Genomic DNA, 14,987 nt, shown 5'->3' on the forward strand with positions numbered 1-14,987 from the left:
TGGATCCGTGACTGTCAACGACGACTCGTTCACCAACTGGAAGATCCGCGAGGAGATCGCGGAGTCGATGATCCCGCTCATCGGGAAGCTGCACCGCGAGCGGGACGTGACCGTCCTGCTGCACAGCCGCTCCCTGGTGAACAAGTCGGTGGTCAGCATCCTCAAGACGCACCGCTTCGCCCGGCAGATCGCCGGTGCCGAGCTGTCGGTCACCGAGACCATGCCGTACCTCGAGGCGCTCACCACCCTCGACCTCGGACCCGCCCAGATCGACCTCGGCATGCTGGCCACCCTGCACAAGGCCGACGAACGCGGCCTGAGCGTGGCGGAGTTCACCGCGGAGGCCGTCGCCGGCGCCACCGGCGCCAACAAGATCGAGCGTCGTGAGCCGCGCGACGTCGTGCTGTACGGCTTCGGCCGCATCGGCCGGCTCGTCGCCCGCCTGCTGATCGAGAAGGCCGGTTCGGGCAACGGCCTGCGCCTGCGCGCCATCGTGGTGCGCGGCGGCGGCGCCCAGGACATCGTCAAGCGCGCCTCCCTGCTGCGCCGCGACTCCATCCACGGCCAGTTCCAGGGCACGATCACCGTCGACGAGGACAACAGCACGATCCTCGCCAACGGCAACGAGATCAAGGTGATCTACGCCGACGACCCGTCGCACGTGGACTACACCGAGTACGGCATCCGCGACGCCATCCTCATCGACAACACGGGCAAGTGGCGTGACCGCGAGGGCCTGTCGAAGCACCTGCGCCCCGGCATCGAGAAGGTCGTCCTGACCGCGCCGGGCAAGGGCGACGTCCCGAACATCGTGCACGGCGTCAACCACGACACCATCAAGCCGGACGAGCAGATCCTGTCCTGCGCCTCCTGCACCACCAACGCGATCGTGCCCCCGCTGAAGGCGATGGACGACGAGTACGGCGTGCTGCGCGGCCACGTGGAGACCGTCCACTCGTTCACCAACGACCAGAACCTGCTGGACAATTACCACAAGTCCGAGCGCCGTGGCCGTTCCGCGCCGCTCAACATGGTCATCACCGAGACCGGTGCCGCGTCCGCCGTGGCGAAGGCGCTGCCCGACCTGAAGGCGAAGATCAGCGGCAGCTCGATCCGCGTCCCGGTGCCGGACGTCTCGATCGCGATCCTCAATCTGCAGCTGGCCCGTGAGGCCACCCGCGAGGAGGTCCACGACTACCTCCGTGAGGTGTCGCTGACCTCGCCGCTCAAGCGCCAGATCGACTTCATCACGACGCCCGACGCGGTCTCCAGCGACTTCATCGGCTCGCGCCACGCCTCGATCGTGGACGCCGGCGCGCTGAAGGTCGACGGCGACAACGCGATCCTCTACCTCTGGTACGACAACGAGTTCGGCTACTCCTGCCAGGTCGTCCGGGTCGTCCAGCACGTCTCGGGCGTGGAGTACCCGACGTTCCCGGCCACGGCGGTCTGACGCCGGCCACGGGCACGAGGACGGCCGCCGACCGGGGTTCCGGTCGGCGGCCGTCTCGTCGGGCGCGTGCGGTCAGGCCCTGGCAGGCCTGGCGCAGGCGCCCGCGGCGCACGCCGTGAGCCACTGGTCGAAGTCGGCGTCGTAGCGGGAGCCGATGCCGTCGTGGTAGACGGCGTATCCGCCGGCGTAGTCACCGGCGCGGAAGCGGGCGAGCATGCGCTGGACGTCGTCGGGGTGGCGCTCGGTCATGTAGCGCACGGCGAGGTAGCCCCACGGGTAGGTGCGGGTCGTGTCGCTGTTGTCGTAGGTGTTCTCGAAGAGAGTGCTCAGTCTGTACGTGTGCCGGGCCGCCTCCTGGACCGCCTGGCCGTCGGCGAGGCCGCGGTAGCTGTAGGAGACGTACTCGGCCACGCCCTCGATCCACCACACGTCGGGCACGGTCATCTCCTGGGCGAAGTCGCCCTTCATGTCGTCCCGGCCGTCGAGGAAGTGCGTGTACTCGTGGTTGAGGTTCCAGATCCGGGCCGGGAAGCCGTCGTCCGCGGGCTTCTGGTACATGATCGACGTGACGTGGTTCGCCGGGTCGGAGGGGTCGCCGTCCAGGGTCATGCCACCGTTGTCGGTGTCGATGCCGTAGATCGGGCCGGCGTACGTCTGGTAGTCGCTGCGGGCGGCGAAGACCACCAGCTGGATCGTGGACACGTACTGGCCGGGTATCGGTCCGCCGGCCTTGACCAGGCCGCGGAACCAGGAACTCTGGTTCAGCACGCTGGCGCAGGCGGCGTCGAGGTCGGCGGCGGTGAGGGCCTGGGCCCGGACGGTGACGTTCGCGTCGCACTGGCGGGTGACGGGCAGCACCGCCCTGGTGAGCTTGCCGGGCAGGTCACAGACGTCGTAGTAGGAGCAGTCGGCGCCGTCGTAGGCGCTCGCCTGCGTGGCCACCGCGACCCACAGTCCGGCCGTCGGGCCGGTCATCGCGGTCTCGTCCAGCAGCTCCTTGGCCAACGGCCGTACCATGTCCTGGAGTTCGGGGTGCTCCACGTAACGGGCCAGGTTCATGCCGGCGTTGGAGTCCAGGAAGGCCAGATCGGTGCCGAGCTGGTCGGTGTTGGCCAGCGCGAAGTCGTACAGGGTGTCGATGATGCGCGGGTCGGCCTCGACCGCCCGCACGTAGTCGGGGTTCCAGTTGCCGCGCCACAGCGGGGTGTAGACGTCGTTGACGGCGCCGACCATGCTGGGGATCGGGTCGTAGGAGCTGTCGTAGGCGTCGAGCAGCCGCCGGTAGACGGACAGGTAGCGGCCCTGCTGGTCGGCGCTGTCGGTGAGTATGACCGTCTCGCCGAGGATGTCGCCGTTGGCCGCGGTGACGTCGCGGGAGTGGGAGCGGGCGAAGAAGGTGTCGAGGCCGGCCGTGACGGCGGAGGTGAGGCGGGAGGTGTACGACCCCACGTCTCCCGGGTGGTTGAACTGCACGTAGTAGCCGGCCCGCAGGAAGAGGACCAGCTGCTCCAGGCCGGCGGAGTTGTCGCCGCGGTACTGGCCCGCGGTGGTCCGGTACGCGTTCGCGACGGTGAGCATCTGGGACTGGCGGAAGACGTCGTACGCGTCCTTGCCGGTGACCGCGAAGAGGGTGTTGACGCAGTCCGTGGACGCCGCCTTCAGATACGCGACCAGGGCGGACCCGGTGCGCGAGCCGAAGTCGGCCGGGGTGCAGGAGGCCGCTCGTCTCTCTCGCTGAATGAACGCGGGCTTTTGCGGCGGGAGTTGGGCCGGGCTGAGCCGGTGAGGCCGGGTCGCGGGGCGCTCGGTGGCGGCGGTGGTCGCTCCGGTGGGCGACGGCGTGGGCACCTGGGCGTGGGGGGCGGCGACCGTACCGGTGCGCGGTGGCGGTGCGGCCAGGGCCGGTGTGGACAGCAGGCCGGCCACGGTGACGCAGACGGCCGCGGCGCCGGCCAGGCGTCCGGGCAGCGCGAAGCGATAGCGCATCTGGGATTCCTCCACGAAGGGATGCGCCTCTGTGGGGAGTTGAGGCGTGTGAGGCACTGTCTCAGCGGGTCATCCACGCCCACAATGCCGTGTGACATAGCACATGACACCGGCCGCTCATAACATCGCGGCACGCCGTCGGCCTGCGGCTACGCCCCCGCGACGCTCCAGGTCCGCGAGGCCCAGGCCCGCAGGTGCGGTGCCTGGGCGACGAGGTCACGGTAGGCGGCCGTGGCGGACTGGACCAGGGTGTCCACCATGTCGTCGGTGACGGTGTCCGGCCGCCACGCCAGCACGTAGCGGCACCACAGCGGGGAGCCGGCCAGCGGCTTGACGACGACGTGCGGGGTCGGCCGCAGCGTCGGCTGCACGAGCGACACCCCGAGCCCGTCCGCGATCATGCTCTGCAGCTGGGTCTGGTCGCCGAGGAACTCGTGGACGGTGACCGGTGTGAAGCCGGCCGCCGCGCAGGCGTCGTAGAACACCCCGGGCCAGCCGGCCCCGTCGTCCGGGGTGACGAACCACGCGTCATCGGCCAGTTCGGCGAGCTGGACCTGGGCGCACTGCCGCAGCCGGTGCCGGGAGGGCAGGGCGACGAACGTCGGCTCGGTGACGATCCCGCGGTGCCGCACCGCGCCCGAGTGGCGCAGCTCCATGCCCGGGTAGTCGGCGGCGATGGCGGCGTCCACCGCCCCTTCCTCCAGCAACTCCACGATCCGCGAGGAGGCGTAGACGCTGGTGACCGCCACGGACAGCTCGGGCAGCCGGGAGCGGACGCGGGAGACCGTGCCGGAGAGCATGGGCGAGTTGGTCGCCGCCACGCGCAGCGGACGGCCGGGTCGCGCTGCGGGCCTGCGGTGGCCGATGGCGTCCGCGCGGGCCAGTACGTCGCGGGCCTGGGCGACGACCTCGGCGCCGTACCGCGTCGGCCGTACTCCGCTCGCCCCGCGCTCGAAGAGCGGCTCCCCCAGGTGCCGCTCTATGCGCCGCAGCTGGGTGCTGACGGCGGGCTGGGAGTAACCGAGCTGAGCCGCGGCGCGGCCCACACTGCCCGCGTCCGCGATCGCGCACAGCACTCTCAGGTGCCGCAGCTCCAGCTCCATCGCTCCACTCCCCGTCCCACCGCCCGCACCGGCCCTGGTCCCGACCGGCGGACCGAAGCGTTCCATTCTGCGGCGACCTGCACAAGTCACAGACCCGCCGACCGCGCGGCCCCTGTCCGGGAGCGGCTTGGAGGGCCGGGAGAGGTGGAGCGCCCGGGACGGGCTCCGCCGCCTGACTCCTGCGGCTCCACCGACAGCCCCCTACAGCTCATTCTCATTTGCCTAAAACATTTAGGAAGCTGCATAATCCGTTACGGCAGATGGGAGAAGGCTGATGGTTCGCGCAGGGCTCACGACCGAGCGCCTGGTCCGTGCGGGCGCGGAGCTCGCCGACGAGGTCGGCTTCGAGCAGGTGACGGTGTCCGCACTGGCCCGGCGGTTCGACGTCAAGGTCGCGAGCCTCTACTCGCACCTGAAGAACTCCCAGGACCTCAAGACCCGGATCGCGCTGCTCGCCCTGGAGGAGCTGGCCGACCGCGCCGCCGAGGCGCTCGCCGGCCGGGCGGGCCACGACGCGCTGCGGGCCTTCGCCGACGTCTACCGCGACTACGCCCGCGCGCACCCCGGCCGCTGGGCGGCGACCCGCCACCCGCTGGACCCCGAGGCGGCGGCCCGCAGCGCGGGGGGCCGGCATGCGCAGATGACCCGGGCGATCCTGCGCGGCTACGACCTGTCCGAACCCGACCAGACCCATGCGGTCCGGCTGCTCGGCAGCGTCTTCCACGGCTACGTCGGCCTGGAGCTCGCCGGCGGGTTCAGCCACAGCGCCCCCGACTCGCAGGAGTCCTGGACACGGATCCTGGACGCCCTCGACTCCCTGCTGCGCCACTGGCCCACCCCCTGACCTTCCGACCTCCCTGACCGCGTACCGCGCAGGGACTCTTCCGAGACACAGGCCCGACCATGCAGACCATCCCCCTCGTCCCCGCCCTCGTACGCGGCGCCCTCGACCTGGAACGCACCGCCCACGGCCTGCTGCCGCACCGGCTGCCCGCCCGGGCCCGCGCCCAGTGCGCCGACCCGCAGCTGCGCATGGCCGAGTCGCAGCCCTCCGGCGTACGGCTGGCCCTCCGCACCCGCGCCACCACGGTCGAACTGGACACCCTGCCGACCAAGCGGGTCTACGCGGGGGCACCGCCGCGCCCGGACGGGGTGTACGACCTGCTCGTCGACGGGCGTCCGGCCGGCAGCGCCACGGTCACCGGCGGCAACACGCTGACCATCGACATGCGCACCGGTTCGGTCGAGCACCGGCCCGGTCCCGTCGGCACCGTGCGCTTCGCCGGCCTGTCCGACGCGGTCAAGGACGTCGAGATATGGCTGCCGCACAACGAGACGACGGAACTCGTCGCGCTGCGCACCGACGCCCCTGTGGAAGCCGTACCGGACGCGGGCCGCAGGGTGTGGCTGCACCACGGCAGTTCGATCAGCCACGGCTCCGACGCCGCGTCCCCGACCACCACCTGGCCGGCGCTCGCCGCGGCCCTCGGCGGGGTGGAGCTGATCAACCTGGGGCTGGGCGGCAGCGCGCTGCTCGACCCGTTCACCGCCCGGGCGCTGCGCGACACGCCCGCCGACGTGATCAGCGTCAAACTCGGAATCAACCTGGTCAACGCCGACCTGATGCGGCTGCGCGCCTTCGGCCCCGCCGTCCACGGCTTCCTCGATACCGTCCGCGACGGCCACCCGGACATCCCGCTGCTCGTCGTCTCGCCGATCCTGTGCCCCATCCATGAGGACACACCGGGCCCCAGCGCCCCGGACCTCTCCGCCCTGGGTGAGGGCCGGCTGCGGTTCCGGGCCGTCGGGGACCCGGCGGAGAAGGCCGCGGGGAAGCTCACCCTGGGAGTGATCCGGGAGGAGCTGGCCCGGATCGTGCGCGAGCGGGCCGCCGAGGACCCGCACCTGCATCTGCTCGACGGCCGCGAGCTGTACGGCGAGGCCGACTTCGACGAACTGCCGCTGCCCGACGGCCTCCACCCGGACGCGGCCACGCACCGCCGGATCGGTGAGCGGTTCGCGGCGCTGGCGTTCCCCGCAGGCGGCCCCTTCGCGGACCGCGCCGCCTGACCCGTACCGTCCGGGTCACACCAGGTGGGCGAAGACCACCAGGTTGTCGGTGTAGTCCCGCACCGAGTGGTCATAGTCCCCGGCACAGGTGATCAGGCGGACCTCGGGGCGCGAGGCGTCGGCGTAGACGCGCTCGCTGGGGAAGTCGTCCTTGGCGAAGGTGTCGGCGCTGTCCACGACGAAGTCCGCCGTGCGGCCGTCGACGCGCTCCACGCTGAACCGGTCACCGCTCTGCAACTCGCCGAGGTTCGCGAAGACGGCGGCCGAGGTCACCGTGTCGACGTGCCCGGCGATGATCGCGGTGCCCTTCTCGCCGGGCGAGACGCCCCCCGGGTACCAGCCGACGAGGTTGGTGTCGGCCGCCGGCGGGGGCTGGAGCTCGCCGGTGTCGGCGAGTGTGAGGGTGGTGAAGGGCGCGTCCACGCCGATCTTCGGGATGAGCAGGCGGGTCGGGGTGGACCGGGGCAGCGCGATGTCGTCGGACTGCTGCGGATCGGCCGGCGCGGGGGTGCTCGCGCGCGCCGCACGCGACGTCGGCCTCGCGTCGTCCGACCCGTGGTGGCCACCGAACACGCTCATGGTGAGGAGGACGATCGCCACGCCCCAGAGGGTCAGCCGTCCGCCGCGGCCGTGGTTCTGCTCACGTGCCGCCGGTTCCGCGGGGGGCGAGGAGGACGGGTCTGCTGCCATCGGTCACCACCTCGCTCGGGCACGGCAGCACGGGGATCGGAACAGGAGCACCGGTGCACGAGAACCGGTGGACGGGGTCTGCGGGGGCGTGGGCCGCCGACACGCCGGGCGCGTCGGCGGCGGCCGCGTCCGTGGGTCGTACCGAAGCGTCAGGCCGCCGCCCCCGAGGCCCTTCTGCGGCGGAGCATGTACGCCCCGGCGGCACCCACGCCCAGCACGGCCAGTCCGCCCGCGGTGACACCGGGAGCGGCGAGCGCGCCGCCGCCGGTGTGCATGCCCCCGCGAGGCTTGTCGCGGCCCCCGTCGCCGCCGCCCTGACCACGGCCGCCGCTGTCCTCGTCCTCACCCCGGTCGCTCTGGCCACGGCCGCCGCCGTCCTGGTCCTTGCCGCCCTCGCCCTTCTCCCCGCCCTGGCCCTTGTCCCGGGAGCTCTCGGGGTCGAAGCCACCGTCGTCGCGGCCCGAATCCGAACCGGAGCTCCAGGCGTCGCCGCGCACCAGCGTGGCGAGCGCTCCGCCACCCGTGTGCATTCCGCCGCGCGGCCTGTCGTGTCCTCCCCCGCTGTCCCGCTCGTTGCCGTAGTCCTTGTCGTGGTCACCGCCGGACTCTTCGCCCCCGTCCCGGTCGGAGCCTTTGCCGTGGTCACCGCCGGAGCTCCCGCCCTGGCTGCTGTAGGAAGAGCCGCCGTGGCCACCGCCGTCGCCGCCCGCGGGGACGGCGAGGGCGGCGCCGGGTGTGGCGAAGGCGAGGGCGGCGCCGGCGGCCGCCGTGGCCAGAAGCATGCGCGCAGAACGCATAGTGATGTCCTTCCGCCGTGGCCGGGCAGCGGATACCTCATCAGCTGGATGGACCCGGCTCCGACATGAACCACCGTCAATGAGGGCTCCGGCTCTCACCATCCGGGCCGCCCAGCCGGGTCACCCCGCCACCCGTCTGCCCCAGTGATTCCGCCGCATGGACCCTCGTCCGGGTCAATCGGCCGGTGTCTCGGCCGCCGGCAGGCGGCCGAGCACCACGCGTCCCGCCCTCCCCCCGGGGGCAGCCGGCCAGGCAGCCCCACAGGTGGCGACGACCCAGGGTGGGGGGAAGCGGTCGGCGGGTGCGCCCGGTGCCGGTACCGGCGGAGACAGCCGTACGGCCAACGGGTGACAGCCGCACCGCAGTTGGCCGACCCAGCCGCCCGGCACCGGGCGCAGCGGCAGGCCGGCTCCTCGGCCCGTGCGACGCAACCCCTCAGCCCAATCCGACAAACCATCACATTCGGGCGGTACCCTCGTGGCTCAGCCTGCCGAGAAGGGGCCGCCCCATGCTCGAGACCACCCTGCTCGCACGCGGAGTCCGTCGACTGATCACGGCGTCGGCGGGTGCGCTGATCGGCGTCGCCGCCGTCGCCGCACCGGCCCGGGCCGACGTCGGCCAGGTGACGGAGTATCCGGTCACCACCGCTGCCGACAGTGTCCCCGCCGGCATCACCGGCGGACCGGACCGCGCGCTGTGGTTCGCTGAGAACGGCGCGGGCCGGATCGGGCGGATCGCGCTCGACGGCTCCGTGACCGACTTCCCCACCTCCGGTCCGGACACCGGTCCCACCGAGATCGTCACCGGTCCCGACGGCGCCCTGTGGTTCACCGAGACCAGCACGGGCAGGATCGGCCGCATGACCACCTCCGGCCGCTACCGCACGTTCCGGGTGCCCACGGCCGACAGCGCGCCGTCCGGGATCACGGTCGGACCGGACCGGGCCCTGTGGTTCACCGAGGGGAACACGAACAAGATCGGCAGGCTCACCACCTCCGGCCGGTTCACGGAGTACCGCGTGCCGACGCCGCTGGCAGGGCCGTACTCCATCACGCCGGGCGCGGACGGGGCCCTGTGGTTCACCGAGATCGACAGCGGCAAGGTCGGGCGCATCACCCTCTCGGGCCGGATCACCGAGTACGCGCTGGGCGGCGCGTCCGACTTCCCCGACGACATCGTCGCCGGTCCGGGCGGCCTGTGGGTCACCGCGTCCGGCTCGAACTCGGTGGACCGGATCACGTACGCCGGACGCGTCACCCGCTTCCCGCTGCCCGATCCGGGCAGCGGCCCGAGCGGCATCACGCGCGGGCCCGACGGCCGGATCTGGTACGCCGACCAGGCCGGGCGCATCGGCCGGGTCGCCGCGGACGGCAGGATCACCACCTTCACGGTGCCCGGCGGCGCCGACAAGGTGCCGTTCCGGCTGACGACGGGTGCCGACCGGGCCGTGTGGTTCACGGAGCTGATCGGCAACGCGATCGGCCGGATCCAGGCACTCCCCCACTGACCTCTGCCCCGGGCGGATCCCGCCGCCGCCTTGTTATGACGGCGGTCATAACGCAGGCTGGTGCCGACAGCACGGCAGGCCGACGCGGTGGGAGGAAGCAGTGGCGGACGGGATGGCGCGGGCCCTGTGGGAGCGGTACGAGCCGGTGCACGATCTCGTGTACTTCGCCCCCGAGGCACACCGGGCGGCGGACGCGCTCGGCATGCGCGGTTTCTGGATGGGGTACTTCGCGCTGCGCGCCGCGCCGCTCGGCCCCGTGGCACCGTCGGTGGTGACCGGCTGCTTCCACGTCTTCCACCCGGCCCGGGTGGCCCGGGCGCTGCCCGACGCCTGGGGGCACGCGGCTCCCGCGGAGGTGCTGGCAGCCCGTGCGGAGGCCATGGACGCGGCGATGACGCGGCTGTTCGGCCAGGACGTCACCGGCTCGGCCGAGTTCGCGGAGGCCGCGGACCTCGCCTGGGAGGCGGCGGCAGCGGCGGACACCGCGGGCCGGGTGCTGGCCGCCGCCAACCAGGCGCTCCGGCGCCCGGACCGGCCCGCCGCGCGCCTGTGGCAGGCGCTGACGACCCTGCGCGAGCACCGGGGCGACGGACATGTCGCGGTACTGGTGAGTCAGGGGATCGGGCCGGTCGAGGCCATGGTGCTCAAGGCGGCGGCCGGCGAGTCCGACGGACCGTTCCTGCGGGAGACACGGAAGTGGGACCCGGTGGACTGGGCGGCGGCCGGCGCACGGCTGCGGGAACACGGACTGCTCGCGTCCGACGGGACGCTCACCCCGGCCGGGACGGCCCTGCGCGCGGAGGTCGAGGCGCTGACCGACGCGGCGGCCGAACGACCGTGGACCGCGCTCGGCACCGACCGTGCCGGGCGCCTCGCGGGTTTGCTGGAGCCGCTGGCCCGTACGGTGGAGGGGTCGGGGCTGCTGCCGGCCGGCAATCCGGTGGGACTGACCCGGGGCGCGCAGCCCGTCGGCGGCTGACGCCCCCGGGCACGCCCGTACGGCGCCCCGCCCCTGGGCGCCGTACGGCGGGCGGAGGCGGGCGCCGGGCTACCAGGTCACCGGCAGCCGCTCCGGGATCCGTTTCATGAAGCCGGTACGCCACACCAGTTGCCCGGACGGCACGGCGAGCGCGAGATCCGGCAGGCGCTCGAGCAGGACTTCCAGGGCGATCCGGGCGTGGGCGCGGCCGAGCCCGGTCGCGGGGCAGTAGTGGGCGCCGCCGCCGAAGGAGAGGTGGTCGGCGGCGTTGTCGCGGTGGACGTCGAAGCGGTGCGGGTCGGGGAACTTCTCCGGGTCGAGGTTGGCTCCCTCGACCAGGACCAGCACGAGTTCTCCCTCGCGCACCTCCACGTCGCCGAGCCGGACGTCCTCCAGGGCGAGCCGGGGCAGGGCGTCGCCGATGGACAGGTTCACCCGCAGCAGCTCCTCCACGCCCGGACCGATCAGGTCCGGGCGGTCCCTGAGCAGGTCCCGGGCGATGGGGTGGGTGAGCAGGTGGACCAGGGCCATGGTGAGGAAGCCGGAGGTGGAGATCACGCCGGCGCCGAACATCGTGACACCGACGGTCGCCAGCATCTCGTCGGTGAGGTGGGCGTAGTCCGGGTCGCCGCGCAGGGCGGCGAGTTCGCCCATCAGGCCGTGCGTCGCGGGGTCGTCGAGCAGGGCCGTCATGCGGGAGATGTCCCGGTCCCAGTTGATCTTCGCACCGGCGATCGGGCAGGGCGCGTTCATGAAGGCGATGTCGAGGCTGCGCAGGAAGGCCGGGGCCTCGGTCTGCGGGATGCCGAGGATGCGGCAGTGCATGCCCGCCGAGTACGGGTCGCAGAACGCGCCGCGCAGATCGCCGATCGGGCCGTCGGCCGCCATCCGGTCCACCAGCCGGTGCGCCTCCTCGCGCAGCCAGTCCGTCAGGCCCGGTGACTTCGGGTTGAGCGCCTTCAGCACCGCGCGGCGCAGCCCGGCCCCGGTGATGTTGCCCATGTTGTTCACCACCTCGGGCGGGATCGTGAGCGCGTACTGCCGGGGCGCCCCGGGGGCGGAGGTGTCCTTGAGGGAGAACCGGTCGTCCTTCAGGACCTGCGCGCACAGGTCGTACGACGAGACCAGCCAGGCCTCATCGCCGGCGATGGTCCGCACACGCCGCACGGGGGTGGCGGCACGCAGGGCCTCGACCTCGGCGGGCACCCGGGTGCCGTCCCAGGAGAACGGGAAGTCGAGCAAGGGCGGGTGGTCGGTGCGGGTGTCGGGCACGGTGGTCATGCGACGGCTCCTTCCAGGGCTACGGGGGTGACGATGGCGTGGCCCTGGTTGCGCGAGGCGCGCAGGCCGGCACCGCGGGAGTACAACAGCTCGGCCATCGGAAGCAGTTGGTGGTAGCAGTTGAGCGAGGACGGCACCTTGAGGACGGCCGGGGTGTCCAGGAACAGCGGAGCCTCGGCGCACACGTACTCCAGGCACACGGCGCGCTGCCGCTCGGTCGGAGTCTCCCCGCGCGCACTGAGGAAACGATTCACCAGAGAGTTGCAGACGGTCCGGAAGGCGCTGTCGCCCTCCAGGCGCGCCTGCAGGTGCCGGTGGATCTCCTGGTAGGCGGGGTTGGTGCGGAATTCCGACATCGGGTGCCAGTCCAGCCGCAGACCCTCGGGATCGGCCGCCGACACCGCGTCACGGACCTTGGCGCGGACCCCGCGCAGGTTCTTCACGGCCTTGCGGCGGGCCTCGTCCGGCGGATAGCCGGACGCCTCGTACATCTCGGCGACGTACAGGTCGGTGTAGACGAAGTCGACCCTCTCGAAGTGGTCCAGTCCCCAGCGGGCGAGGTCGTGCAGGCGTCGGGCGGAAAAGTAGCTGTTGCCCGGGGACACGCCGATCACGGCGTGAGCGCCCTCGCCGAGAATGACTTCGCAGTGGGAGGTGTAGGGCTGGACTTCGAAGACGTCGGCCATCAGCACGGATGCTGTGGTCACGGGGGTGATCCTCCGCCGCGCGCTAGTCCCTGCGGGGCCCAGTGCCCCCGGTGTGGCGACGCGACGCCCTCACGCTAGCGGTACGGAATCAGCACGGGTAGTAACCGCCGAGGTTTGGCCGGAAACAGTCGTAGTAACGGTCGAAGTGCCGTACTGAGGGCCTGCGTTGCGGGTCGTACCCTGAGGTCGTGACCAACCGAGACGAGGATCCGGGACAGGTGGCGTCCCGGCTCACCGGGCGCCGGGTCGCCGGGGCGCGTGCGGCGTCCGGGTCGCCCGCTGAAGTGACGCTGGACGGCGGGACGCCGGTCATGGTCAAGCGCGGCGACGCCCCCGGGGCCGTACACGCCGAGGTGGCCGGCCTGCGCTGGCTGGCCGCGGCCGACGCGGTCCGGGTGCCGGCGGTGCTCGGTCACGACGAGCACTGGATGGTGACCGAGCGGGTCCCGACCGGGCGTCCCGACCCCGAGGGGGCACTGCGTTTCGGCCACGCGCTGGCGGCCCTCCACGCAGCAGGCGCACCCCACTTCGGCGCTCCGCCGCCCGGCGGCCCCGAGGACGCGTACATCGGCCTCGCCCCCATGCGCAACGCGCCGGGCACCGACTGGGCCGCCTGGTACGCCGAGCACCGCGTGCTGCCGTACGTACGCGGCGCGGTGGACCGCGGCACCCTGCGGCCGGCCGAGGCGGCCCTGTTCGAACGGGTCTGCGCCCGGCTGCCCGACCTGGCGGGGCCGGCCGAGCCGCCCGCCCGGCTGCACGGCGACCTGTGGAGCGGGAACGTGCTGTGGGGCGCCGACGGCGAGGTCCGGCTCATCGACCCGGCCGCGCACGGCGGACACCGCGAGACCGATCTGGCGATGCTCCAGCTCTTCGGCTGCCCCCATCTGGACCGGGTGCTCGCCGGGTACGAGGAGGCGGCACCGACGGCCGACGGGCGGCGGGAACGGGTGGGCGTGCACCAACTCTTCCCGCTCCTGGTGCACGCGGTGCTGTTCGGACGCGGGTACGCGGAGCAGGCCCTCTCCGTGGCCCGCGGCGCCCTGGCGGGATGAGAACCGCCGGCCTCGCCACGCAGCCGCCCGGGCCCTTTCGGCGTCCTCCTACCTGACACCGAACGGCCCTGCTCCGGACCCCGGTTACGCAGCGTAAGGAAACCAATCACCCGTTCGATTCGTATAAGGACGTGAAAGCCGAATCAGGGAGAGAACCATGCAACCGTTCACGCTCAACTACGCGCGCCCAGCTGTGCAGTTGGACGTCACCACTCCGTACGCGTACGACTCCGGACTGCAGTTGAACGTCCTCCCGGACGGACGGATCGCCGCGACGGACCACGGAGTGCTCAGGGCGCTGGGGACCACGACCTCGACCGCCGGCTCCAAGACGCACTTCGACGACTGAACCACGGGCTTCGAAAGATGACCGTGCTCATTCTGACCAGTGAAGAGGACGTGACGGCGGACATGGTGGTCCTCCGGCTGGGCGAGACGGGCGTGCCCGTGGTCCGGCTCGATCCCGCCGATCTCACCCGAGGGGTGGCGCTTTCGGGCGAGTACATCCAGGGCGACCGCCGTGGACATCTGTCCGTCGGCGGGCGCCTGGTGAGCATGAACGGCCTGCGCTCCGTCTGGGTGCGCAGGCCCGGGGCGCCGGCCTCGCGCGCCCCGCAGCCGTCCGCCTGGCTGACGGAGGAGTCGTCGCAGGCGCTGTACGGCATGCTACGCTGCACGGACGCACGCTGGATGAACCATCCGGACGCCGCCGTCCGGGCCCGCCACAAGCCGTGGCAGCTCCACCTCGCCCAGCGCTGCGGGCTGGCCGTGCCGGCGACCCTGATCACGACGTTCCCGCAGGCGGCGCGGGAGTTCGCGGAACGCTTCCCGGACCTGGTGGTCAAGCCGGTCTCCGGCGCGCATCCGCAGGAGCCGCCGCGTGCGGTGCCGACCAGCCGGGTCGCGCCGGACACCGACTTCGCGGCGGTCGCCTTCGGGCCGACGCTGCTGCAGCGGCGGATCACCAAGCGGGCCGACATCCGGCTCACCGTCGTCGGCGACACGCTGCTGGCCGCGCGCAAGCCCTCCGATCCGGACGCCCACCCCGACGACGTGGACGTCCGTTTCGCCCCGTCGGTCTCGCCGTGGCTGCCCGCGCAGGTGCCCCCGCGCGTCGCCGAGGCCGTGCTGCGTTACATGGCGGGGGCAGAACTGGCCTACGGTGCCTTCGACTTCGCGGAGGACGCCGACGGCATCTGGTGGTTCCTGGAGTGCAACCAGTCCGGGCAGTTCGGGTTCGTGGAGATGGACACCGGCCAGCCGATCGCCGCCACGATCGCCGACTGGCTCGCGGGGAAGGGCGATCCGGGGCGCAGGTGTGCGGCGGGCGACCGGAGCGCGGCCTCTTGAGGGTGCGG

The 14,987-nt window shown here is 72.5% G+C and carries 14 protein-coding genes; 8 read left to right on the forward strand and 6 right to left on the reverse strand.

The window, feature by feature from the left end; genetic code table 11:
* Positions 1–7: 7 nt before the first annotated feature.
* Complete coding sequence (locus tag ACIHEJ_RS31140; RefSeq protein ID WP_400140423.1) at positions 8–1,453, forward strand: glyceraldehyde-3-phosphate dehydrogenase; 1,446 nt, start codon at positions 8–10, stop codon at positions 1,451–1,453.
* 72 nt (positions 1,454–1,525) lie between these two features.
* On the opposite strand, the gene ACIHEJ_RS31145 is transcribed toward ACIHEJ_RS31140, so the two are convergent.
* On the reverse strand, positions 1,526–3,439 hold the full coding sequence (locus ACIHEJ_RS31145; protein WP_400140424.1) for a collagenase: 1,914 nt from the start codon (positions 3,437–3,439) through the stop codon (positions 1,526–1,528).
* A gap of 149 nt (positions 3,440–3,588) precedes the next feature.
* Positions 3,589–4,542 carry a LysR family transcriptional regulator gene (locus tag ACIHEJ_RS31150; RefSeq protein WP_400140425.1) on the reverse strand — a complete coding sequence of 318 codons (954 nt, stop codon included), beginning with the start codon at positions 4,540–4,542 and terminating at the stop codon, positions 3,589–3,591.
* A 274-nt stretch (positions 4,543–4,816) separates the two neighbouring features.
* On the opposite strand from ACIHEJ_RS31150, the gene ACIHEJ_RS31155 reads away from it, so the two are divergent.
* Both ACIHEJ_RS31155 and ACIHEJ_RS31160 read left to right on the forward strand, forming a co-directional pair.
* Positions 4,817–5,386 carry a TetR/AcrR family transcriptional regulator gene (locus tag ACIHEJ_RS31155; protein WP_400140426.1) on the forward strand — a complete coding sequence of 190 codons (570 nt, stop codon included), beginning with the start codon at positions 4,817–4,819 and terminating at the stop codon, positions 5,384–5,386.
* A gap of 59 nt (positions 5,387–5,445) precedes the next feature.
* Complete coding sequence (locus ACIHEJ_RS31160; RefSeq protein WP_400140427.1) at positions 5,446–6,612, forward strand: GDSL-type esterase/lipase family protein; 1,167 nt, start codon at positions 5,446–5,448, stop codon at positions 6,610–6,612.
* 15 nt (positions 6,613–6,627) lie between these two features.
* On the opposite strand, the gene ACIHEJ_RS31165 is transcribed toward ACIHEJ_RS31160, so the two are convergent.
* Together ACIHEJ_RS31165 and ACIHEJ_RS31170 are read right to left on the reverse strand one after the other, a co-directional pair.
* Positions 6,628–7,302 (reverse strand): class F sortase, encoded by a 675-nt coding sequence (locus tag ACIHEJ_RS31165; RefSeq protein WP_400140428.1) that lies wholly within the window; start codon positions 7,300–7,302, stop codon positions 6,628–6,630.
* 149 nt (positions 7,303–7,451) lie between these two features.
* On the reverse strand, positions 7,452–8,099 hold the full coding sequence (locus ACIHEJ_RS31170) for a hypothetical protein (protein WP_400140429.1): 648 nt from the start codon (positions 8,097–8,099) through the stop codon (positions 7,452–7,454).
* Positions 8,100–8,608: 509 nt separating this feature from the next.
* On the opposite strand from ACIHEJ_RS31170, the gene ACIHEJ_RS31175 reads away from it, so the two are divergent.
* Positions 8,609–9,607, forward strand: coding sequence for a hypothetical protein (locus ACIHEJ_RS31175; protein ID WP_400140430.1), 999 nt, complete (start codon positions 8,609–8,611; stop codon positions 9,605–9,607).
* A 100-nt stretch (positions 9,608–9,707) separates the two neighbouring features.
* Complete coding sequence (locus ACIHEJ_RS31180; RefSeq protein WP_400140431.1) at positions 9,708–10,586, forward strand: hypothetical protein; 879 nt, start codon at positions 9,708–9,710, stop codon at positions 10,584–10,586.
* A gap of 69 nt (positions 10,587–10,655) precedes the next feature.
* Here the strand turns inward: ACIHEJ_RS31180 and ACIHEJ_RS31185 are convergent, their stop codons facing one another.
* Together ACIHEJ_RS31185 and ACIHEJ_RS31190 are read right to left on the reverse strand one after the other, a co-directional pair.
* Entirely contained in the window at positions 10,656–11,867 is a 1,212-nt protein-coding gene (locus ACIHEJ_RS31185; protein WP_400140432.1) for a cytochrome P450, read from the reverse strand.
* A complete protein-coding gene (locus ACIHEJ_RS31190; protein WP_400140433.1) occupies positions 11,864–12,574 on the reverse strand; it encodes a tRNA-dependent cyclodipeptide synthase in 711 nt (236 codons plus the stop codon). The genes ACIHEJ_RS31185 and ACIHEJ_RS31190 overlap by 4 nt, the downstream gene beginning before the upstream one ends.
* A 218-nt stretch (positions 12,575–12,792) precedes the next feature.
* Here ACIHEJ_RS31190 and ACIHEJ_RS31195 point away from each other — a divergent pair, with 218 nt between their 5' ends.
* From ACIHEJ_RS31195 to tgmB, 3 genes are all read left to right on the forward strand, one after another.
* Positions 12,793–13,629, forward strand: a complete 837-nt coding sequence (locus ACIHEJ_RS31195; protein WP_400140480.1) for a fructosamine kinase family protein — start codon at positions 12,793–12,795, stop codon at positions 13,627–13,629.
* Positions 13,630–13,786: 157 nt separating this feature from the next.
* Positions 13,787–13,978, forward strand: a complete 192-nt coding sequence (gene tgmA / locus ACIHEJ_RS31200) for a putative ATP-grasp-modified RiPP (protein ID WP_366015288.1) — start codon at positions 13,787–13,789, stop codon at positions 13,976–13,978.
* Positions 13,979–13,995: 17 nt separating this feature from the next.
* Positions 13,996–14,979, forward strand: coding sequence for an ATP-grasp ribosomal peptide maturase (tgmB, locus tag ACIHEJ_RS31205; RefSeq protein ID WP_400140434.1), 984 nt, complete (start codon positions 13,996–13,998; stop codon positions 14,977–14,979).
* Positions 14,980–14,987: the final 8 nt, after the last annotated feature.

The sequence above is a fragment of the Streptomyces sp. NPDC052301 genome (assembly GCF_044593395.1).
Taxonomy (GTDB): Bacteria; Actinomycetota; Actinomycetes; order Streptomycetales; family Streptomycetaceae; genus Streptomyces.

Bases quoted from the DNA above. Each gene is read 5' to 3' on its own strand.
- ACIHEJ_RS31145 (WP_400140424.1), bottom strand. From the start codon at position 3,439: ATGCGCTATCGCTTCGCGCTGCCCGGACGCCTGGCCGGCGCCGCGGCC.
- ACIHEJ_RS31150 (WP_400140425.1), bottom strand. From the start codon at position 4,542: ATGGAGCTGGAGCTGCGGCACCTGAGAGTGCTGTGCGCGATCGCGGAC.
- ACIHEJ_RS31155 (WP_400140426.1), top strand. From the start codon at position 4,817: ATGGTTCGCGCAGGGCTCACGACCGAGCGCCTGGTCCGTGCGGGCGCG.
- ACIHEJ_RS31160 (WP_400140427.1), top strand. From the start codon at position 5,446: ATGCAGACCATCCCCCTCGTCCCCGCCCTCGTACGCGGCGCCCTCGAC.
- ACIHEJ_RS31165 (WP_400140428.1), bottom strand. From the start codon at position 7,302: ATGGCAGCAGACCCGTCCTCCTCGCCCCCCGCGGAACCGGCGGCACGT.
- ACIHEJ_RS31170 (WP_400140429.1), bottom strand. From the start codon at position 8,099: ATGCGTTCTGCGCGCATGCTTCTGGCCACGGCGGCCGCCGGCGCCGCC.
- ACIHEJ_RS31175 (WP_400140430.1), top strand. From the start codon at position 8,609: ATGCTCGAGACCACCCTGCTCGCACGCGGAGTCCGTCGACTGATCACG.
- ACIHEJ_RS31185 (WP_400140432.1), bottom strand. From the start codon at position 11,867: ATGACCACCGTGCCCGACACCCGCACCGACCACCCGCCCTTGCTCGAC.
- tgmA (WP_366015288.1), top strand. From the start codon at position 13,787: ATGCAACCGTTCACGCTCAACTACGCGCGCCCAGCTGTGCAGTTGGAC.
- tgmB (WP_400140434.1), top strand. From the start codon at position 13,996: ATGACCGTGCTCATTCTGACCAGTGAAGAGGACGTGACGGCGGACATG.